Here is a 21,268-nt window from a genome sequence, read left to right as displayed (position 1 = left end):
ATAAAATCCATAAATTATATTTAAAACATGTATTAATTAATCAAATTACTAACAAATTCAAATTATACCAATTACCATTATAGAATGATTCAATACATATGGGGCAGTACAAAAAAATTACTAAAAATATATGATTTGTTATACTTTCTAATCATGACAAACTAAAAAATATAAATTAAAAGAAATTTAAGACATTAAAAAGTATTATTTTTTATTAAATTGGAAAATTACGTTAAATTATGGAAAACGATTGACAAATAGAGTCAAATAAAGTATATTATTGGTAAGTTAGTTTAATGTACAAATAAATGACAAAATAAAATCATCTACATCAATTGATATATTAAAGTAGTTGACCTAACAGTACATTAAATATAACACTATATCATCTATTTAGGAGGGTGGCTGTGGTAAGAATATTTGAAGATTATATTGAAAAAAGGTTTGACAATGAACTATTGCGAATAGAAGCATGGGGAAAAAATTCTTTACGTATCAGGTCATTTGTGGACCAAAATTTTGTTGATGAAAACTATGCTCTTAACGAAAAACCTAAGTTAAATAAAGACGATATTATAATTAATAAGAATGAAGATGGTAGTGTAATCATTAAAAATGGAAAGATAAAGGCTGTCTTAGACCATAGAGATAGAATCACTTTTTACAATGATAAAAATGAAATATTATTGAAAGAGTATATTCGATTAAGAGCTGTAAAACATGATGATGGTGGGGAAGATGTAGGTACAATAGAAATTACCAAAGACTTCAACTCTACTCTTAAATTAAAATCAAGAGAATATCGACCAAGTTATAATGGAGACTTTGAAGTGACTACTAGATTTGAGTCTGAGCCTTCTGAAAAAGTTTTTGGAATGGGACAATATCAACATAAATTTTTAGATTTAAAGAATACTGTGCTAGAATTGGCACAAAGAAATTCTCAAATATCAGTTCCTTTTTATATTTCTAGTTTAGGTTATGGATTTTTATGGAATAATCCAGGGATTGGAAAAGTATCTTTTGCCAAAAATATGACAGAATGGAAGATGTTTTCTACGAAATTTATAGACTATTGGATTACTTGTGGAGAAAGCCCAAAAGAGCTAAATAAAAATTACTCTCAAGTCACAGGAACTGTTCCTATGATGCCTGAAAACCTTTTGGGGCTATGGCAAAGTAAATTAAGATATAGAACTTCAGAAGAAGTTTTAGATGTTGTGGAAGAATATTCTAAAAGGGGAATTAAACTTTCATCAATTGCAATTGACTATTTTCATTGGCCTAAACAAGGTGAATATAAATTTGACCTAGATTATTGGAAAAATCCCAAGGAATTAGTTAGGAAACTAAAAGAAGAGTATTCAGTAGAGCCAATGGTATCTGTATGGCCTACAGTTCAAAGTGATGCAGAAAACTACAATGATTATTTAGAAAATGGTTATTTAGTTAATGTTAATCGCGGTGTCAGAATGACAATGCAAATTCAAGGAAATACGATATTTGTAGATATGACAAACAGAGATGCAAGAGACTATGTTTGGGATAGAATAGATAAAAATTATAAACAGCTTGGAATTAACTATTATTGGTTAGATGTAGCTGAACCTGGATATTCTGTTTATGATTTTGATAACTATAGATATAAAAAAGGAAATGTTTTAAGTTGTGGTAACATTTATCCTATTGATTATTTAAAAATGATTTATCATGGTTTACATGATGATACAGAGTCTGTTGTAACTCTTGTAAGAGGAGCTTGGGCAGGAGCTCAAAAGTATGGAGCTTTAGTATGGTCTGGTGATATTGATTCTAGTTTTGAAGCTTTTAATAATCAAGTAAATACAGGATTAAATATGGGACTAGCAGGTATACCATGGTGGACAACAGATATTGGAGGTTTCCATGGAGGAAATCCTAAAGACCCAGAATTTAGAGAACTTATGGTAAGATGGTTCCAATATGCTACTTTTTCACCAATTTTAAGAATGCATGGAGATAGATTGCCTCATAGCAAACCATTATCAAATAAAGGTGGAGGTTCAATGGTAACAGGAGCTCCTAATGAAATATGGTCTTATGGTGAAGAAGTTGAAACAATTCTTACAAAGTTTATCAAAATTAGAGAGAGTATAAAAACTTATTTATCAAAATTGATGAAAGAAGCTCATGAAGAAGGTACACCAGTTATGAGAACTTTATTTTATGAATTTCCTGAAGATGATAAAGCTTGGGAGATTGATAATACATATATGCTTGGAGATGAAATTTTGGTTGCTCCAATAATGAATTATAAAGATAGAGGTAGAAAAGTATATTTACCAAAAGGATATACATGGGAGAATATCTTTAGTGGGGTCAGTTATGAAGGTGGAAAAATTTATGAAATTGAATGCCCTCTTGAAGAAATTCCTATTTTCTTAAAGCAAAATTCTAAATATAACTTTGAAGAGTTAAAAAATATTTTGAGCGAGGTGAAATCATAATGGAACCACAATTATGGCAATTATTATTAATAGTAGTATATGGATTTTTTATAAACTATGAAAAAAATTCAACAATGTTTGGAACATATCAACCAGTAACAGCAGGTTTTATTACTGGTCTTATCTTAGGTGATATAAACACAGGTTTATATATCGGAGGGACACTACAATTATTATCATTAGGTATTAGTAACTTTGGTGGAGCATCAATACCTGATTATCAGACAGCAAGTATAGTAGCAACATTTATAACTATTACAACTAAGCAAGAAGCATCTGTAGGAATCTCTATAGGTATTCCAGTTGCTTTATTGATGGTACAGTTAGATGTTCTTAGAAATACTATTGGTATATGGCTAGTTCATAAAGCAGAAGATGGAGCTAGAAAAGGAAATTACAAAAATATAACATATATGCAAATGTTAGGAGTATTATTAACAGCAGCTACAACAGGTATCCCAGTTGCTTTATCTGTAATATTTGGACCTTCTTTAATTAACACAATTTTAAAATATACACCTGAATGGTTAACAGGTGGTTTAACAGTAGCTGGAGGATTACTTCCAGCAGTAGGAATAGGATTATTACTTAGATACCTTCCTGCTAAGGAGTATTTTAGTTATTTAGTAATTGGTTTTGTTTTAGCAGTATATATGAAAGTACCATTGTTAGGTGTAGCTTTAATTGGAGGAGCAATTGCACTTATAATTTACAAAAAGAATGTAGAAAATCAAGCACAACATTATACTGTGGCAGGAGGTATGTATGAAGATGAGTGATAATGTATCAGTAAATAAATCAAATGAAAAAGTTAAGAAAAGTGTTCTATGGCGTTGGTTTTTCACAAGTTCTGTTTCTTCAAATTATGAGAAGATGCAAGCTTTAGCATATTGTTATGCAGTACTACCATTTTTAAAGGTAGTATATAAAGATAACCCAGAAAAACTTCAAAAAGCTGTATTAAATCATTTACAGTTTTTCAATACTAATCCATGGGTTGCACCTTATATTTTGGGTATTAATGTAGCTATGGAGGAATTATCAAGTGAAGATACTGAGGAGGCTGTTACTTCAATTAAAACAGGATTGATGGGACCAGTGGCAGGTTTAGGAGATAGTTTATTTGTTGTTATTCCATGGACAATTTTTGGAGCAATAGCAGCTAACATGGCTATAGATGGAAGTCCATTTGGAATCTTATTATGGATTGCAGTGAGTGTAGCGTTAAAATTATTAAGTATACCACTATTTAATGCTGGATATACATCAGGTACTAAGCTAATATCTTCAATTGAAAAAAGTTTGAAGATTTTAACTGAGAGTACATCTATTTTAGGATTAATGGTGGTGGGAGCATTAATACCATCTGTAGTAAAAGCTAATGTTGCTTTGAATTTTCAACAAGGGGACTTTACAATGAAAGGTCAAGAAATATTAGACCAAATTATGCCTGGACTAGTTCCTGCAATTTTAGTTTTAGTTGTTTATTGGGCTCTTAAAAAGAACATAAAGCCTATATACTTAATTTTAGGTGTAATGGTTGTTTCAATAATTTTATATGCATTAGGTATTTTAAAATAAGGAAAGGGTGATATTAGATATGGAAATGAAAGGTATAAAAAATATTCGTATAGATGACCGTTTAATCCATGGTCAAGTTGCAACTATGTGGAGTAATAAGTTAGGTGTTACAAGATTAATGGTAGTAAATGATGCAGTAGCTAATAATTCTGTTCAAAAACAAGTTCTAAGAATGGCTACACCTGCTGGAATAGCATCATCTATAATTACAGAAGAGACTGCTATAAAAAATATTACTGCTGGAAAGTATGAAGGGCAAAATGTATTATTAATTGTTAAGTCTCCTGTTGACCTTATTCCATTTGTAGAAGCTGGATTAAAAATACACAATATAAATGTAGGAAATATGTCAAGTAGAAAAGATACAACAGTATTAAAACCTAATATCAGTGTTACAGAGGAAGAGAAAGAAGCATTTAAAAAACTTTTAGATGAAGGAATTGAAATAACGACTATAATGACACCTGATGACAAGAAAACTTATCTTGTAGATATTTTATAGATTTAGAGAGGTGTATTAAAATGAATAGTATTATTTTAATGAGTCATGGAAATATGGCTGAAGAAGTATTAAATTCTGCAAAAATGATAATAGGGAATTCTATAGATTATCCTACTGTAAATATGAAACAAGATGATGGAATTGAAGGAACAATAAAAAAACTTAAAAAAGCTTTGGAAGTATACAAGGAAAGTTCAGAAATAGTTATAATGGTAGATTTATTAGGTGGAACACCATGCAATGCAGCGTTATTAGAGGCTAGTAGTGATAACAGAATTAAGATTATTTCAGGGCTAAATTTAGGTATGGTTGTTGAATCAGCTTTTTCAGACACAAAAGAATTAGCAGTAAAACTGGAGAAAGTAGGTAAAGATAATATTTCTATTGTTGAGCCAACAGCAAGTTTATTATCTGATGATGAATAAATACAATATATATTAAGATTTAATTAATATATAACTTCTGAGAAAAGAATGCAAATAATTTTGTATTAACTACAGAATAAATTTGATTTTGGAATATACAATTTAAAGGGGTTATGGCTATATAGTCATAACCCTTATTTAAGATTATTTATATCCTTATAAAAATAGAACATGTATGAAGATATTCTTAACTTTTTTGAATTTCATAATTACTATAACTAATATTTAATTAAGATGAATATTTTATTGATTTAATAATTTAGGTCAGTTTCTAAGACTTTGAATTCACTTATATAATCTTAAAGCTATTAAATAAAGTGACTTATGAAGTGATTCATCTGTTGTAAATGCTGATTTAGATGTAGTTGTATTTTTTAGCCTATTACAATCTTAGTAAAAGTAATAGATAGATTCAATTTGATATTAAAAAATGTAACTAGCTTAAATAAGCTAGTTCTCAGATTATTCAATATTATAATACAGCTATTTTATCATTTATTTCATTCATCAAAGTTAGGTTTTGTATATTTAAGAAGCTTTTAATATTGACAGCAGAGCCACCATATAGAGATGCCTCAGAACCTAACGATGAAATTTCTATATTTATGCCTTTGTTAAAAGAGCTAACTAGCATATCTTTTGTAATCTCTAATATTTCAGGTATATTTCTGATTATTTGGCTGTTTAAATATATTATCTCAGGAGCATAAGTTGCAATAGCGTTGTTTATAGCTAGTGATAGATAACTACAAAACTCATGGATAACTTTTTTAGTATTCTCATTATCTTCATAGTATAGTTGTTTTACCATATCAGGGTCTATTTTAGGAATATTTTCTAAAGAACAAATTTGTTCAAACACTTTCTTCTCTGAGCAGTATTGTTCTAAACAACCACGATTTCCACAAGGACATAGTTTACCATTAGGCATGATAATAGTGTGACCAATTTCGCCACTCATGCCATTTCTACCACTATATAATTTATTGTTTATTATAATGCCTGAACCAAATCCACTATGAATACTAAGACTAAGTAGTGAATTATGTACAGTTGAAAAAGTACTCTCAGCTAAAGCTGTTAAGTTTGCTTCGTTTTCTATATGAATAGGAAAGTCGTATTTTTTACTTAGGATACCATATAAATCAATCTCATTGAGGTTATAATATGGAGTGAATAATATGTTATTTTCACAAGTAATCCCATGTATAGCTAAAGTAAGCCCTATTACATTATAAGGAGTATCTATTTTGGATATGTTATAGCTATCTATAATTTCATCTATTAATTGTATAACATTATCTTTATTTACTTGTATATCCATTAATTTCTTAGATTTTATAATAGTCCCATCTAAGTAAGATAGAGAAGAAAATATATAGTCATATCCAATATCCATACTTAAAGAAATCCCTGCACATTTGTTGAATACTAAAAGTATGGGCTTTCTTCCGCCACTATGAGTACTATTTCCAATTCCTATTTCATGAATCAGAGACTCATCGATAAGTTTTTTGGTAATAGCAGATATAGTTGCTTTATTTAATCCTATAGTAGAGGCTATACTTGCTCTAGAAATAGGACCATTCTTTATAATTTGTTCAAGTACCAATCTTTCATTCATTTCTCGAATAGTGTATTTATCAGTAACCAATTTGATATTCCTCCTTAAAATAATATTGTAATACTTTTTAGACAAAAATAAAAGGCTATTTTGCATTGACAAAGATAATTAAATATTTTATTATTAGTTCATAAGTTAGTTTAATATACTAACAAAAATAAAGCAAGTAAAATATGCCTAAAATATAAAAAATTTGAACTAGGAAAACGATAATTATTAAGTGATGTCTCAAGGAGGGATGAAGTTGGAGTATGTATTAGGTGTAGATATTGGTACATCAGGTACTAAGACGGTCTTATTTGATAAACTAGGAAATACTATAGAAAGTTGTACATATGAATATCCTCTTATACAAGAGAAAGCAGGTTGGGCAGAACAGGATGCAAATGATTGGTGGGAAGCTGTAGTTGAATCTATAAGACATGTAATTCAAAGTTCAGATATAAGCAGTGAATGTATAAAAGGAATTGGATTATCAGGACAGATGCATGGTTTAGTTATGCTAGATAAAGAAGGGAATACCCTAAGAAACTCTATAATATGGTGTGACCAACGTACAGTAAAAGAATGTGAAGAGATAACTGATTTGGTAGGTAAAGAAAGATTGATTGAAATAACTGCCAATCCAGCGCTTACAGGATTTACAGCATCAAAAATATTGTGGGTTAGAAATAATGAACCTGACATTTATAAAAATACTAATAAAATACTTCTTCCAAAAGATTATATAAGATACAAATTAACAGGCGAATATGCTACAGAAGTATCAGATGCGAGTGGTATGCAGTTACTTGATATAAGAAAAAGAAATTGGAGTAATGAAGTACTAGACAAGTTAAATATAGATAAAAGTCTTTTAGGTAAAGTTTATGAATCTCAAGAGATTACAGGATATGTGACTAGGGAAGTAGCAAACTTAACAGGACTTAAAGAAGGAACAATAGTTGTAGGTGGAGCTGGAGACCAAGCAGCAGGAGCAATAGGAAATGGAATAGTTAAAGATGGAATAGTTTCATCTACTATTGGTACATCTGGTGTAGTTTTTGCATATACAAAGGAACCGAAAATTGATAAGGAAGGTAGAGTTCATACTTTTTGTCATGCAATACCAAATACATGGCATGTTATGGGAGTTACTCAAGGAGCTGGATTGTCACTAAAATGGTTTAAAGATAATTTCTGTCAAAGCGAGCTAGAAGTGTCAAACTCTTTAGGTAAAGATGTATATGAAATTATAAATAGTCAAGTAAGTCAAGTACCAACAGGATGTAATGGATTACTTTATCTACCATACATGATGGGGGAGAGAACTCCTCATCTCGACCCTTATGCAAGAGGAGTATTCTTTGGATTATCTCCAATACATTCTAAAAGAGAAATGGCAAGGGCAATTATGGAGGGAGTTTCATATAGTCTAAAAGATTGTATGGATATAATAGAAAAACTTAATATAGAAGTAAATGAAGTAAGAGCCTCAGGTGGAGGTGGAAAAAGTAAAGTATGGAGACAGATGCAAGCAGACATGTTTAATCAAGATGTATATACTATAAATTCAAGTGAAGGGCCAGCACTAGGAGTTGCAATTCTTGCATTAGTAGGAGCTGGTATATACGAAAATGTCCAGAAAGCTTGTGAGACTATAATAAAAACTTCAACTAAATTAGAGCCAATAAATCAAAATGTAGATACATACGAGAGATATCATAGATTGTATAAAAAGATATATAAATCTTTAAAAGATGATTTTAAATTATTAGATGAAGTAGTTAATTTTAAATATGAAGAATAAAAATATTTTAAGAGTGAAAATAAAAGATAGTTTAAATTGAGAAAAATATTACATACATCATATGTGTAAAATATTAGGAGGATATGAAATGAGTGAAATATTTAAAGGAATAGGACAGATAAACTTTGAGGGAGCACAATCTAACAATGAGTTAGCATTTAGATACTACAATCCTGAACAAGTAGTAGGAAATAAGACTATGAAAGAGCACTTAAGATTTGCAATGAGTTACTGGCATACTTTATGCGGAGAAGGTAATGACCCATTTGGAGTAGGTACAGTGGAGAGACCTTGGAATAATATAACAGACCCAATTGAAATTGCAAAGATTAAAGTTGATGCAGGATTTGAATTTATGTCTAAAATGGGAATTGATTATTTCTGTTTTCATGACAGAGATATAGCTCCAGAAGGCAAAAATTTAGAAGAAACAAACAAGATATTAGATGAAATAGTTGAATACATAAAAGTTAAGATGAAAGAAACAGGTATAAAGTTATTATGGGGAACTGCTAATATGTTTGGAAACCCAAGATTTGTTCATGGTGCATCTACAACATGTAATGCTAATGTTTACGCTTATGCAGCAGCTCAAGTTAAGAAAGCCATGGAAATAACTAAGTATTTAGGAGGAGAAAACTTTGTATTCTGGGGTGGAAGAGAGGGTTATGAAACTTTACTTAACACTAATACAGAGCTTGAAATGGACAACTTCGCAAGATTTCTACAAATGGCTGTAGATTATGCTAAAGAAATAGGATTTACTGGGCAGTTTTTAATAGAACCTAAACCAAAAGAGCCAACTAAACATCAATATGATTTTGATACTGCTACTGTTTTGGGATTTTTGAGAAAGTATAATCTAGATAAATACTTCAAAATGAATATAGAAGCAAACCATGCTACACTTGCAGGTCATACTTTCCAGCATGAATTGAATATGGCAAGAATAAATGATGTTTTAGGAAGTATAGATGCGAATCAAGGAGACCTATTATTAGGGTGGGATACAGACCAGTTTCCAACAAATATATATGATGCAACACTTGCTATGTATGAAGTGTTAAAACAAGGGGGAATAGCTCCAGGAGGCTTCAATTTCGATTCTAAAGTAAGAAGAGCATCTTTTGAAGTGGAAGACTTATTCCTAGCATATATTGCAGGTATGGATACATTTGCAAAGGGATTATTAGTAGCTCATAAATTATTAGAAGATGAGGTATTTGAAAACTTTACTAAAGAAAGATACTCAAGCTTTAGTGAAGGTATAGGTAAAGACATAGTAGATGGTAAAGTTGGATTTAAAGAATTAGAAACTTATGCACTACAAATGCCAGTGATAAAGAATAAGTCTGGAAGACAAGAAATGCTAGAATCTATACTTAATAGATATATATATGAAGTAGATACAATATCTAAGAAGTAGATATAATCTATAAAATACAAAATCAAATTAAAATCATAATAAAATACCTATTTTGAAATAACAAATTCAAAATAGGTATTTTAAAATTTACTGCAACCAAAATGGCATATTTACAAATGGAGTAAACTTATCAAATAAGTCTAAATAATCTTGAGCTTTTTTAGGGTTATCACATTGAACTAAACAATTTTCAATTTTGCCTGTTTTATAAATTTTATGTTCTATTGTTTTAGAATGCTTGGTCAATCTGGGATTAACAAATTTATTAATTTACTCTAGTAACAACTGGAGGTAACCATTTACCTAAAATAGCATCTTCACTTGGGCCATATAATCTTAGTGTCATGTAAAATTTATCTTTAGGTGATGGTAGCCAGTTTGATATTTTATTTTTATCTTTAGGTGATTTATTTTGTATATATATGGTTAGTGAACCATCTTCATCGTAAAATAGTCCTTTTGTACGGTCTCCAATAGAGTAGCGGTCAATTTCATTATCTACTAAGAACGCATTTTTAAACAAATACATCGTTAATGACCAAAATTGGCTAACAGGAGGAAGTTCATTTTTATTGAACTTTATCTCATAATCAAAATTTCCATCTAAAAATTGACCAGTACTATCTTGGAAAGTGCTTGGGTATAAAGATTCTTCTGGTTGATTAGCTAAAGCACCTTTATGCCACACTACTGAACGTTGTAAATAATCTTCTCCATAATTACCAATACCTTTTCTAGCAACTCTCCAGAAGTTATGGGATTCTCCAAATGCTAAGCCACCTTCATTAATAAGTTTTTTCGCACTATTACAAGCTTCATTTAATATATCATCAGGAACTTCTTTTAGCTGTTTTGATGACAATATGTCTGTTCTAGTTTTTAAGGTTGGGATTAATAAAAGTATGCTATTAAGGGTTTCAAAAAATTCATGGTAATTTGAATTTTTATATATTGGCAAATCTTTGGTATCATGGTCATCATGATGTGTCTTGTTAGACATCTCGGAGAGTCTATGTATTCTAAACTTGTTTTGTATATCTTTAACTTCCTGAACATCATTTTTATCATTGATAAGAACCCTTAAAAATGCTAGTGCAAAAGGTGTATCACTTTTAATTACATTGGTATCTTTAGGTAAATCACCATTCCAATCTGGTCCAATAACAGTAAATTTATTTGATTTTGTCCCAGTTAATCTTCTACCAATATTAGTAATTGTTTCTGTAAATAAGTCTAATAACTGTATAGAGTAGTATCTATCATTGGTGTCTGGAACTTCTATTACTGCTGGTTGTTCACGTAAGTCTAGCCAAGCTCTTGAATATGTTGTATCATTGTTTGGTGCTGGTATAAATGATGTTTTTGGTGATGCTACAGTGGCAGTATGAGCAAATTCATTAAAACTTGTTGTCTTAGTCTTTGGGTTAATAATTTGTGTATAGAGTAATTCATACATACCTACTATTGGATATCCATAGATATAAGCATTTTTAACTGTTTCAAATAAATTAGTTTTGTTCATTTATAGTCTCTCCTTTAAAATAATCTTATTATATTCCACAGACATGTCATTATAACGAATAACATGACTGAATTATAAGCAATGATTAAATTACTTTTATTTATTTTTTTATTAATAGTTGTACCGAATATTCCACCTAAGATTGCAGCTGGAATTATATATAGTAACATCGATATTTCAAGTCCTGAAGGTATTGACTTTGAAATTAATAGAGTTATTATCTTTGAAGCTTGTGAGAATAGTATTAGTATTATTGAGTTAACAGATGCACTCTTTAAATTCATTGAGAAAAATAATGTTAGAGCAGTTATATTTATAGGGCCTCCACCTATTCCTAAAAAAGATGAAATCATTCCTAGAGTATATCCAAGTAAAACTGTAAATATACGATTCTTTATATGGAATTGTTTTTTGTTAGGTAGATTTATGTACACCAGTATAATTACTAATAAAGACAAAAGGAGTCCATTTTGAATTAGCTTTATAAACCTATCTTTGTTAATAAAATTAACTATAAATTCAAATATCTCAGTACCAATTAAACCACCTAAAATTGCACCTATTCCAAGTAGGACAGTCGTAGGTTTTTCAAATTTAGTTTTATATTTAATATGTTTAGTAACAGCAGAACAAGACATAGTAAATACTGCACATGTTGATAAAAAGTTTATAACTGAAGCATCTAGTTCAGTTACTGCATCTAGTACTGGTTTTATGATAATTCCGCCACCAAGACCAGAAATTGCACCTATAATAGAGGCTATAAATCCTACTATAAAAAATACCATATATATCTCTCCTATTCTGAAGTTTTATGTTGATTTCTTGATAGTAAGTGTTCCCTAAAATAGTAAAATAATTTATCTATTTTTACAAATACTTTAGATATATGATAAAATGTAGTAATTATTTGACCCTTACATTTTGATTTGTTTGAAGTTATTTTGAGTTAAAATAAATTAAAAAAGATAAGAATAGTAATTTCTATTTACGATAAGAATATTAAGATATTAAAGATGCCTAACTAATATACGAATTATAATAAAGTTTAAATATTATTGTTAGAGATTTATGATGGTACTAATATATTAAAATATAAAATTTGAAAGTTGATGATAACTATATGAAAAAGAAAATATTGTTTTTAGTAATTATTTTAACATTTATAATTTTATTAGGTAATTCTACTTATTCCCAAAAGAATCAACTATCTGAAGAAGAAAAGATGGATGATTTTAAACATGTATATAATGTTATAAAAACAGGATATCCTTATTTAAATGTAAATAAAAAAATTAATAATACTGATTGGTTAGAAAATAAGGGCGAATATATAAAAAGAATAAAGAATACTGAAAATGATGAAGAATTTATAGAAGAAATGTCATTCATATTATCTGAATTAAATAATAAACATACAGAGCTAATCGACAATAAAAAACGATATGAGCTTTTTAAGAAATCATATTCTAATAATGATTGGTACGATTTTCTTAATGATGAAAAAGTTGTGGATAGATACGATTCTATAAATCCTAAAATAAAAGCTCCAAAGGATATTTTTGAGAAAAAAGAATTAATTTTGGAAGATGCAATCAAAGGTAAAGTAGGATACATGTATCTACCATCTATGTCATCAAAGCATGGACCTATAGACAATGATTTAAAAGCAATTGAAGCATATATTAATACTCTAGAAAAACATAAAGCTTTAATTATCGATATAAGAGGAAATTCAGGTGGAAGTGATAGATATTGGCAAGGAATTGTATCTAAACTTATAAAAAATGATGTTAAAATAAATGGATATAGAATCTATAGAAATAATAATGAAATAGTAAAAAAATATACAAGTGTAAGAAATATAAAATTAGAACCTGTAGAAAACTTACCAACAAACATAAAGAAAAATGCACCAGAAGAGATTATGAAAGATTTTAGTGGTTTTGAAAATACTTCCTATACCATAAAATCGAAAAGTGACTTAAAGTTTAAAGGCAATATATATTTGCTTGTAGATAAAAAAATATATTCATCATCAGAGGCATTTGCTATGTTTTGTAAGGAAACTAAATTTGCTACTTTAGTAGGTGAAACTACTGGAGGAGATGGTGGATGTATAGACCCTGTATTGTTTAACTTAAAAAATAGTGGTCTGATAGTTAGAATGGCGAGTTGTATGTATTTAAATAAGAATGGAGTATGTGATGAAGAATTTAAAACTATTCCAGACTTTAAAGTGAGAGATTGTGATAGAACTAAGAATTTTGAAGATGATAATTGTATAAAAAAGGTACTAGAGCTTGAAAATATTAAGAATTAGAAAGCTTTTAAAAGTTATCTTGTTAGTTGAAATATTGAAATATAAAAATGTAAAAATACACTGTGAAAAGCAATTTGAAAAGATTTTAAATTTTTTCAAATTGCTTTTTTACTTAAGAGATTTTTCATTATAGTTGGACATGATTAAGCAATTTAATTTATAAGTTTAGTAAAGATATTATAATAAGTTACTAGAAAATGTTAGAATGCAATAAGATGGAATTAAAGTATATTAGAGTCTAATAGATAGCAATAAAATACAAAATAAATTTGACTTTTTGATATTTCTAAATTAATATATTGTTATTATCAAATGAAAGGTAAGTGTAATTATGGACGAAAAGTTTTATACAATAGACCAAGTTGCAGAGATTTTAGAAATGCATCATAAGACAATAAGAAAATTTATAAAAGATGAAAAATTAAAAGCTAATAAAGTTGGCAAACAATGGAGGATATCAAAAGAAGATTTAGATAGGTTTATGGATGTAAAGAGTGATGAGAATAATGGTTTAGAATTTAAATTGAATTCATATAAGGAACTAGGATGTATTCCAAAGGTTAATGTATCTACAGTAGTTGATATAAATAGTATCTCGAATAATGAATACTCACGTTTATCAAACTTACTTTTGGCACTTGTAAATAATCCGACCTCAATGTCAAGTGGCTCCACTATTAACTTGAAATATAATGAAAATGAAAATAGGCTTAGAGTTATGTTATGGGGAGATATAAAGTTTATTGAGGATATGTTAGGTTCTATATCCATATTAATAGAAAACATTTAAAACAGAAATGAGGAATAAAAATGAATTATAATATAAAAGAACAAAATGACAGAAAATATATTTTTTTAGAGAGTAAGTTTAATTCTGAAGGAGAAATAATGGATATTATATCTATATGTATGGAGCATGGTATAAATTATCTTATGCTTAGTAATAATTCACTTTCAGATGATTTTTTAAATCTAAAAACTGGATTAGCAGGTATTGCATTACAAAAATTTATGACTTATAGGATACAAGTTGTTGTAATTATTGATGATGAAAGCAGGATAAATAAGAGATTTTCAGAATTAATGCTAGAGCTAAATAAATCAAATAATTTTAGAGTAGTGAACAATTTTGAGAGTGCTAAAAAACATATCTCAAATATAAATTGATAATATAAAGTTATAGACTAAATACTTTAATAGCCTTTTTGCCTATGTTACGAAAGTGTAATGTTAACAGTTAAAATGTAATATTTGCTTAAGGATTTATCTATATAAAACCTTTAAAATAAACATATATTAAAAAATTAGCAACTGGAGGCTATTATTATGAAAGAAATATTAAAAATAAAAAATATATCAAAAGATTATGGGATAAAAGGATTTAGAACAAATGTATTAAAAAATATATCTCTTACAGTCAATGAAGGTGATTTTATAGCGATAATGGGTCCATCTGGTGCAGGGAAAACAACATTACTAAATCTTATGTCTACACTTGATAAACAAACTTCAGGAGAGATAATCCTAGATGGAATTAATATATCAAAAGTAAAAAATAATGAACTGTCAAAACTAAGAAGAGAAAAAATAGGATTTATATTTCAAGACTACAATTTATTAGATAATATGAAGTTAATGGATAACATAGCACTTCCTCTAGCATTAGGAAAAAAGAAAAGTAAGGAAATAGAAGCTAAGGTATTTTCTATAGCCAAAAAATTTGGATTAGAAAATCATTTAGATAAATATCCTTATCAGTTATCAGGAGGGCAAAAACAAAGAGGAGCAGCAGCTAGGTCATTAATTACAAACCCAGCAGTTATATTTGCAGATGAACCAACAGGTGCTTTAGACTCTAAGTCAGCATATGAGCTTTTAGAATCATTAGAAAGAATAAATAGAGAAAATAATGCTACTATTATAATGATTACACATGACCCTCTAACTGCAAGTTATTCTAATGAAGTATACATGATAAATGATGGGAATATAAAGTGCAAATTAAATAAAGGAAGTAACAGAAAAGAATTTTATAAAAAAATTATGGATATGTTGGCCTCTATGGGAGGTGACATGTAAGTGAGTATACTTGGAATTGCGTATAATAATTTTAAGAGTAATATAAGAACATATCTAGCATTTTTTATATCTATGGTTTTTTCAGTAGTTGTACTAACTAATTTTGAATTATTAAGATATGGTGATGCTATAAATGTATTGCAAGGAGAAAATAAAAATTTTACATTATCAGTGTTAATAGCTGTAATAATGATACTATCAGTATTTTTATTTTTCTTCATCTGGTATGCAACAAATATATTTTTTAAAAATAGGTCAAAAGAAATTGGGATATTGTCTTTTATGGGGTTAGACTTATATACGATAGGAAGAATATATTTTGTAGAAAATATGCTTATAGGGGTAAGTTCTTGTATAACAGGAATAATTATAGGAATAATAACTTCTAGATTTTTTCAAGTAGTGATAATAAAGTTATCTGGATTTGATATAAAGGTATCTAATGGGCTTAGCATGGAAGCTATACTATATACTACTTTGATATTTATCTCTATATTTATAGTAATGGCTATAAAAGGTTTTATAACAATATGTAGAAGTAGCGTAATAAATCTAATTAATACATCTAAAAAGCAAGAAAAAATACCTAAAGTAGGAATAGGTATATATATTTTAGCTATAATATCAATTATAGTAATAGGATATGGTTATTACCTTTCTACTAATATAAGGACTGGAAATATAATGAGTGTAATACCTGTTATAGCTATAATAATAGTTGGGACTTATGGACTATTTAAATCAGTTGTTCCTGTTATATTTGATATTATAATAAAAAATAAAAAAATATTATTTAATGGAAACAATATAATTGCAATAAACAATATAAATTACAGATTAAATAAAAACTATAAAACTTATGCTATAATAGCAATAATTATAACCACTACAATATCTACTCTTGGAGCATCAGTTGCAATGAAATTTATACATCAAAATGCTCAAGAGCAAAGAAATGTATATACTGTCAGTATAGTTTCATTGGACAAAGATGAAGTGAATAAAACACAAATAGAGAATAGAATAAAAGATACTAATAAGATAAAATATTCAGTAAACCCAGAGCTAACAATTTTAGAAAACACAGATAGTAAGAATGTTTATGACAAAACTAATGCTATAATAAAATATAGCGATTTTAGCAATATCCTTAAAGAAAATGGTCATGATGAAGAATTAAAAGAGTATGGTGATAAGCTAGTTAGAGGAGATAATGTAATAGAGTTAAAAAGCCCTCAAACTATAGTAACAGTAGCTACAAAAGAAGCTCATGTAACCCTTGATGGACATTTATATAATATTTCAAAGGGAGAAGTAAAAGTTCCAGTGTTAGGCACAGGATTTAATCAAAGCATCATAGTAGTAAATGATGATACATATTTCAAATTAAGAAATAAAGGACAACAAGTATATTTTTATGGGGCAAAAGTATCTAAAGAAGAAAATAGCCAGGTGATGTTTAAAAATATTGAAAAGAATTTAAGTTTAAAAAATGGTTATATTCAAAATGGATATAAAGCTCAAAATGAAAGTCAATGGATGAAGTTTGCATATGTAGTGCTTGTATTTTTATTCTTAGTATTTGCACTTGTGGCTGGAAGTATAATTTACATGAAAATATATAGTGATGCATATGAAGATAAAGATAAATACAAGATTTTATTGAAAATAGGTACTACAGAAAAAGATATAAATAGAGCTATACTTAAAGAAGTAGCTATCTTTTATACTTTACCAATGTTAAGTGCAACAATATCTAGTTATTTTGCATTGAGGTTAGCAGGAGAATTAATGATGGCTAATTTATTTAGTATATATATACTAAGTTTAGTTATATGCTTGATAATATTTATAATATATGGAGCAGTATCTGTCAGTAAGTTTAAGCGTGTAGTATATAAAAACTAATTAATAAATTACTAAAAAACGAGGAGATTCTTTTAATAAGAGTCTCTTTGTTGATTAACTAAAGAATTTGACCAATAAACCTATATAAAATATGTTATTATATTAATAATTTATAACATAATTAAATATTAAAATAATGGAGAGTACGCAAATGTATAGAATTTTATTAGTAGAAGACGATATTGATTTATCAAAAGAAATTGCTCTTGCATTGGATAAATGGGGATTTAATGTAGAATTAATTAATAACTTTGAAGCAGTTTTAGATGAATTTATAGACAAAAAACCAGATGTAGTACTTTTAGATGTAAACTTACCATTATATAATGGTTTTTACTGGTGTGAGAAAATTAGAGCTATTTCTAATGTACCAATAATATTTTTATCATCAAGAGATTCTGATATGGATTTAATAATGGGGATAAATAATGGAGCAGATGATTATATTACCAAACCATTTTCTATAGATATATTAGTTACCAAAATAAACGGTATAATAAGAAGAGTCTACAATTATAGTGACTCTAGTAGTATTATGTACTACGACGAGTTGATATTTGATGCAGGAAGAGGAATTATAAAGCACAAATACAAGGATGAAAGTTTAGAATTGACTAAAAATGAAATAAAAATTTTAACCTTATTATTAAAAAATAAGAATAGAGTTGTATCAAGGGAAAGTCTTATGATGACTCTATGGAATAATGATGAGTTTGTGACAGATAATGCACTTACTGTAAATATGAATAGATTGAGAAGTAAAGTTAAAGAGTTAGGTTTTGATGATTTTATAAAAACTAAGAAGGGCATAGGATATATAATACAATGATAGCGAAGTATTTAAAAGGTAGGTCTAAGTATCTTATCATCTGTTTAATTATAGTCAGCATAATAAATATATACTTATTTGCTATAGATGTATTTAAAAATAAATATGCAGAGTTGGTATATTTGGATTTTTTAGTAATATTTATAACAATATTATTTTTTGTTGTGGATTATATCAGCTTTAGAAATAGTTATAAAAGTTTATATGATTGTATAGAAGATAATGGTGAAATAGATGGTTATTTGGTTGAGGGACAATCTTTTGAAGAGAATCTAATGAGAGCTATTATAGAAAATCTAAAAATAAAAAATAACAATGATATAGAAATTTATAAACAATCTTTAAAAGAATTAGATGAGTACATGGCTAAGTGGGTTCATGAAATAAAGATTCCAATATCTTCTTTGAGTATAATTACAGATAGGTTAAGCAGTATAGAAGATAGTATAGATATTAAGAATCAAGTTGCTAAGATAAACTTTTTAGTTAACTCCATTTTATATAGTAGTAGAAGTAATACCATGTTTGAAGATGTATTTATAAATAAGGTTAAATTAGAAAAATTAGTAAAAATGGCTATAAAAAATAACTCATTTTTGCTTATAAAAAATAACATTGAAGTTAGTTTAAATAAACTAGACTATGATGTCTATACAGACTCTAAATGTATGTCATATATTTTAGACCAAATTATTAATAATGCCATAAAGTATTCTAAAAAAGCTGGTAAAATTGAGTTTGATTCAAGGGAGTTAGAAAATGGAGTAGTGTTATCTATAAAAGATTTTGGAATAGGCATAAGTGAAGAAGATATAGTTAGGATTTTTGATAAAGGTTTTACAGGTACAAATGGAAGAAATCAATTGTATAAGTCTACTGGAATGGGGTTATATTTTGTAAAGAAAATGATAGATAATTTGGGTCATGACATTGATGTATGTTCAGAAAATGGTTCGTATACAATTTTTAATATCTATTTTTATGATATATCAGATTATTTAGACCTAGATAGTTAGGTTATTATAAAGACTATAACAATATTAGAGATAAAAATATTTGCATAAATTTTATAAAGACTTTTATCTGCTTTAAAATAAAAATATTACTGGAATAAAAAAATTCCAGTAATATTTTTATTTTAAACCTGTCCCTATATTTAAATAAATAATATTTATAGTATAATTAAAATATAATAAAGTTTATCATAATATAGTATTTTTATGAATACATTCTATATTTTTCCAGAAACTGTATTGAATATTAAAATTATAATAGATATAATATTAGGTGGAGATTGTATAAAATGTATACAAAATTAGCCTTAACTCTATTATTTACAATTCTATTTATTCTTGCCATTACTAATAATTGGAAAGAGATAGCATTTGCTACATGATAATGGTGTTGAATATATTAATTAACATCATTTTATCAAGCTGACAGCAAAGGCACTGATTTTCTAGTTATATTGTATACAAACTATGTAAAAATATCGACTAGATTTTCCATGAAATTTGAACATTTCACAAAAGTATGAATGTAGAAACAGACATGTTGACAATCCACCTTTTTAAATCCAAAGTGAGCCTTATTAATGGCAAGGAATAGGAAGTAACTATATTTTATAAAGGAGAATATTGAGTATGAAGAAAATTAGAAAGTTAGCTACCAAGCTATTGATTGCAACAATAGTTTTAACCTCAGGTATGAGTATGACAGTTTATGGTATGACAGCCAAGGAAGTAACTGCAAAAACACCAAAAAGCTATGTCACAGGAACTAATAGCATATATGGCCCAAAGCTGTCACAAGCACAATTGAATTCAGTAGCACAAGCAACAGCAGATTTTATGAATAAGAAAATCACAAAGAATATGACGACAGATGCTAAGATTTTAGTTGCCTATAATCACATTAAAAATAACACAACATATGTTGACTGGAACGCAGCAGAGGGAGCCAATACTGCCTATACATTGGTTACTAAAAAAGGAGCATGCTCTGGAATGGCTAGGAGCTTTAAAGCTTTATGTGATGCTATGGGAATTGAATGTTATTATGTCCATAGTACATCAAATGACCACCAGTGGAATCTTATCCGTTTTGGTGATGGGCGTTTGTATCACGTAGATATTGATGCTAATAAGTCAGCAGGAAAGGACATTATATACAAGAGTCTTAGCCACCCATTACCATTTGATAAAACAGCATATCCAACAGTTGGAGCAGTAGTACAAACTCAAAAACCAGCACCACCTGGGAAGCACACTATGTTACCACATCAAGAAGGGGCAAAGGTTGTTGGAAAATTTGGAGATATAAAGGACAAACATGTAATGTATGAAGGTGTTCAATGTATTGTAATTAATTCATCAGTAAATACAGTTAAATTTATAGGTAGTAAATCAAATTTAAATCCATCAAATCTTACGATTGCTGTAATAGGATTTATGAACACACCATATGGGATGTTTGCATTAGCGCCAGAAGGTAAACCTGTTGAATATCCTTTTGAATATGATAAGCCTTTTTCTTTAGATTTTAGTGGTAGAAATCGTTCTGGTGCAGAATTAGCGAAGTACTGCAAAAAAAATGATGTGACTATTAAAATAGAAATTACCGATGAAAAAGCTAATATTGGACTTGGTCAAGTAATGTATATTCGATATGAATAATGATTAACTCATGACCGTAGAATAAATTATAAACATTGCGCCCTCTTATTGGGGGCGCATTTAACATTATATCTGATATTTTTTAGTTGGGTCAACTAC

General features: G+C 28.2%; 18 protein-coding genes. 15 read left to right on the top strand and 3 right to left on the bottom strand.

What is annotated here, in order from left to right; all coding sequences use genetic code 11:
• Positions 1-407 precede the first annotated feature (407 nt).
• The 5 genes from ACTG46_RS16665 to ACTG46_RS16645 are packed head-to-tail and all read left to right on the top strand — an operon-like array spanning position 408 to position 4,994.
• Positions 408-2,486: a glycoside hydrolase family 31 protein gene (locus tag ACTG46_RS16665; RefSeq protein WP_479923244.1), complete on the top strand. Its 2,079-nt coding sequence runs from the start codon at positions 408-410 to the stop codon at positions 2,484-2,486.
• Positions 2,486-3,265: a PTS mannose/fructose/sorbose/N-acetylgalactosamine transporter subunit IIC gene (locus tag ACTG46_RS16660; RefSeq protein WP_479923243.1), complete on the top strand. Its 780-nt coding sequence runs from the start codon at positions 2,486-2,488 to the stop codon at positions 3,263-3,265. Before ACTG46_RS16665 ends, ACTG46_RS16660 begins: the two co-directional genes overlap by 1 nt.
• Positions 3,252-4,067: a PTS system mannose/fructose/sorbose family transporter subunit IID gene (locus ACTG46_RS16655; protein WP_223153229.1), complete on the top strand. Its 816-nt coding sequence runs from the start codon at positions 3,252-3,254 to the stop codon at positions 4,065-4,067. The genes ACTG46_RS16660 and ACTG46_RS16655 overlap by 14 nt, the downstream gene beginning before the upstream one ends.
• Positions 4,068-4,086: 19 nt before the next feature.
• A complete protein-coding gene (locus ACTG46_RS16650; RefSeq protein WP_044213929.1) occupies positions 4,087-4,569 on the top strand; it encodes a PTS sugar transporter subunit IIB in 483 nt (160 codons plus the stop codon).
• Positions 4,570-4,589: 20 nt separating this feature from the next.
• Entirely contained in the window at positions 4,590-4,994 is a 405-nt protein-coding gene (locus tag ACTG46_RS16645) for a PTS sugar transporter subunit IIA (protein ID WP_227832070.1), read from the top strand.
• A gap of 472 nt (positions 4,995-5,466) precedes the next feature.
• Here ACTG46_RS16645 and ACTG46_RS16640 read toward each other — a convergent pair whose 3' ends face one another.
• Positions 5,467-6,648: an ROK family transcriptional regulator gene (locus ACTG46_RS16640; RefSeq protein WP_227832069.1), complete on the bottom strand. Its 1,182-nt coding sequence runs from the start codon at positions 6,646-6,648 to the stop codon at positions 5,467-5,469.
• A gap of 208 nt (positions 6,649-6,856) precedes the next feature.
• Between ACTG46_RS16640 and xylB the strand changes: the two genes are divergently transcribed.
• Both xylB and xylA read left to right on the top strand, forming a co-directional pair.
• Positions 6,857-8,407 carry a xylulokinase gene (xylB, locus tag ACTG46_RS16635; protein ID WP_479923242.1) on the top strand — a complete coding sequence of 517 codons (1,551 nt, stop codon included), beginning with the start codon at positions 6,857-6,859 and terminating at the stop codon, positions 8,405-8,407.
• An 88-nt stretch (positions 8,408-8,495) separates the two neighbouring features.
• Entirely contained in the window at positions 8,496-9,833 is a 1,338-nt protein-coding gene (gene xylA / locus ACTG46_RS16630; RefSeq protein ID WP_479923241.1) for a xylose isomerase, read from the top strand.
• Positions 9,834-10,098: 265 nt separating this feature from the next.
• On the opposite strand, the gene ACTG46_RS16625 is transcribed toward xylA, so the two are convergent.
• Together ACTG46_RS16625 and ACTG46_RS16620 are read right to left on the bottom strand one after the other, a co-directional pair.
• On the bottom strand, positions 10,099-11,355 hold the full coding sequence (locus ACTG46_RS16625; protein ID WP_479923240.1) for a DUF1254 domain-containing protein: 1,257 nt from the start codon (positions 11,353-11,355) through the stop codon (positions 10,099-10,101).
• Between the two features lie 14 nt (positions 11,356-11,369).
• Positions 11,370-12,143 (bottom strand): sulfite exporter TauE/SafE family protein, encoded by a 774-nt coding sequence (locus ACTG46_RS16620; protein ID WP_479923239.1) that lies wholly within the window; start codon positions 12,141-12,143, stop codon positions 11,370-11,372.
• 335 nt (positions 12,144-12,478) lie between these two features.
• Between ACTG46_RS16620 and ACTG46_RS16615 the strand changes: the two genes are divergently transcribed.
• The 8 genes from ACTG46_RS16615 to ACTG46_RS16580 all read left to right on the top strand — a co-directional run bounded on the left by ACTG46_RS16615 (position 12,479) and on the right by ACTG46_RS16580 (position 21,169).
• Positions 12,479-13,678, top strand: a complete 1,200-nt coding sequence (locus ACTG46_RS16615; RefSeq protein WP_479923238.1) for a S41 family peptidase — start codon at positions 12,479-12,481, stop codon at positions 13,676-13,678.
• 331 nt (positions 13,679-14,009) lie between these two features.
• Positions 14,010-14,468 (top strand): helix-turn-helix domain-containing protein, encoded by a 459-nt coding sequence (locus ACTG46_RS16610; RefSeq protein WP_054271567.1) that lies wholly within the window; start codon positions 14,010-14,012, stop codon positions 14,466-14,468.
• A 20-nt stretch (positions 14,469-14,488) separates the two neighbouring features.
• Complete coding sequence (locus ACTG46_RS16605) at positions 14,489-14,845, top strand: DUF4180 domain-containing protein (protein ID WP_479923237.1); 357 nt, start codon at positions 14,489-14,491, stop codon at positions 14,843-14,845.
• Positions 14,846-15,004: 159 nt separating this feature from the next.
• Entirely contained in the window at positions 15,005-15,757 is a 753-nt protein-coding gene (locus tag ACTG46_RS16600; RefSeq protein WP_054271565.1) for an ABC transporter ATP-binding protein, read from the top strand.
• On the top strand, positions 15,758-17,665 hold the full coding sequence (locus ACTG46_RS16595) for an FtsX-like permease family protein (protein ID WP_479923236.1): 1,908 nt from the start codon (positions 15,758-15,760) through the stop codon (positions 17,663-17,665). It abuts the gene before it with no gap.
• 151 nt (positions 17,666-17,816) lie between these two features.
• Positions 17,817-18,494 carry a response regulator transcription factor gene (locus ACTG46_RS16590; protein ID WP_054271563.1) on the top strand — a complete coding sequence of 226 codons (678 nt, stop codon included), beginning with the start codon at positions 17,817-17,819 and terminating at the stop codon, positions 18,492-18,494.
• Positions 18,491-19,510 (top strand): HAMP domain-containing histidine kinase, encoded by a 1,020-nt coding sequence (locus ACTG46_RS16585; RefSeq protein ID WP_479923235.1) that lies wholly within the window; start codon positions 18,491-18,493, stop codon positions 19,508-19,510. The genes ACTG46_RS16590 and ACTG46_RS16585 overlap by 4 nt, the downstream gene beginning before the upstream one ends.
• 627 nt (positions 19,511-20,137) lie before the next feature.
• A complete protein-coding gene (locus tag ACTG46_RS16580; RefSeq protein WP_479923234.1) occupies positions 20,138-21,169 on the top strand; it encodes a transglutaminase domain-containing protein in 1,032 nt (343 codons plus the stop codon).
• The last annotated feature ends 99 nt before the right edge of the window (positions 21,170-21,268 follow it).

This window comes from Clostridioides sp. LIBA-7678 (genome assembly GCF_056716065.1).
Note: the sequence above shows the minus strand (reverse complement) of the source record. Positions and strands in the feature narration are given on the sequence as shown.

What these genes read in the sequence shown, in the direction of transcription:
- ACTG46_RS16660 (WP_479923243.1), top strand. Translation starts at nt 2,486, where the DNA reads ATGGAACCACAATTATGGCAATTATTATTAATAGTAGTATATGGATTT.
- ACTG46_RS16655 (WP_223153229.1), top strand. Translation starts at nt 3,252, where the DNA reads ATGAAGATGAGTGATAATGTATCAGTAAATAAATCAAATGAAAAAGTT.
- ACTG46_RS16650 (WP_044213929.1), top strand. Translation starts at nt 4,087, where the DNA reads ATGGAAATGAAAGGTATAAAAAATATTCGTATAGATGACCGTTTAATC.
- ACTG46_RS16645 (WP_227832070.1), top strand. Translation starts at nt 4,590, where the DNA reads ATGAATAGTATTATTTTAATGAGTCATGGAAATATGGCTGAAGAAGTA.
- xylB (WP_479923242.1), top strand. Translation starts at nt 6,857, where the DNA reads ATGAAGTTGGAGTATGTATTAGGTGTAGATATTGGTACATCAGGTACT.
- xylA (WP_479923241.1), top strand. Translation starts at nt 8,496, where the DNA reads ATGAGTGAAATATTTAAAGGAATAGGACAGATAAACTTTGAGGGAGCA.
- ACTG46_RS16625 (WP_479923240.1), bottom strand. Translation starts at nt 11,355, where the DNA reads ATGAACAAAACTAATTTATTTGAAACAGTTAAAAATGCTTATATCTAT.
- ACTG46_RS16620 (WP_479923239.1), bottom strand. Translation starts at nt 12,143, where the DNA reads ATGGTATTTTTTATAGTAGGATTTATAGCCTCTATTATAGGTGCAATT.
- ACTG46_RS16615 (WP_479923238.1), top strand. Translation starts at nt 12,479, where the DNA reads ATGAAAAAGAAAATATTGTTTTTAGTAATTATTTTAACATTTATAATT.
- ACTG46_RS16610 (WP_054271567.1), top strand. Translation starts at nt 14,010, where the DNA reads ATGGACGAAAAGTTTTATACAATAGACCAAGTTGCAGAGATTTTAGAA.
- ACTG46_RS16605 (WP_479923237.1), top strand. Translation starts at nt 14,489, where the DNA reads ATGAATTATAATATAAAAGAACAAAATGACAGAAAATATATTTTTTTA.
- ACTG46_RS16600 (WP_054271565.1), top strand. Translation starts at nt 15,005, where the DNA reads ATGAAAGAAATATTAAAAATAAAAAATATATCAAAAGATTATGGGATA.
- ACTG46_RS16590 (WP_054271563.1), top strand. Translation starts at nt 17,817, where the DNA reads ATGTATAGAATTTTATTAGTAGAAGACGATATTGATTTATCAAAAGAA.
- ACTG46_RS16585 (WP_479923235.1), top strand. Translation starts at nt 18,491, where the DNA reads ATGATAGCGAAGTATTTAAAAGGTAGGTCTAAGTATCTTATCATCTGT.
- ACTG46_RS16580 (WP_479923234.1), top strand. Translation starts at nt 20,138, where the DNA reads ATGAAGAAAATTAGAAAGTTAGCTACCAAGCTATTGATTGCAACAATA.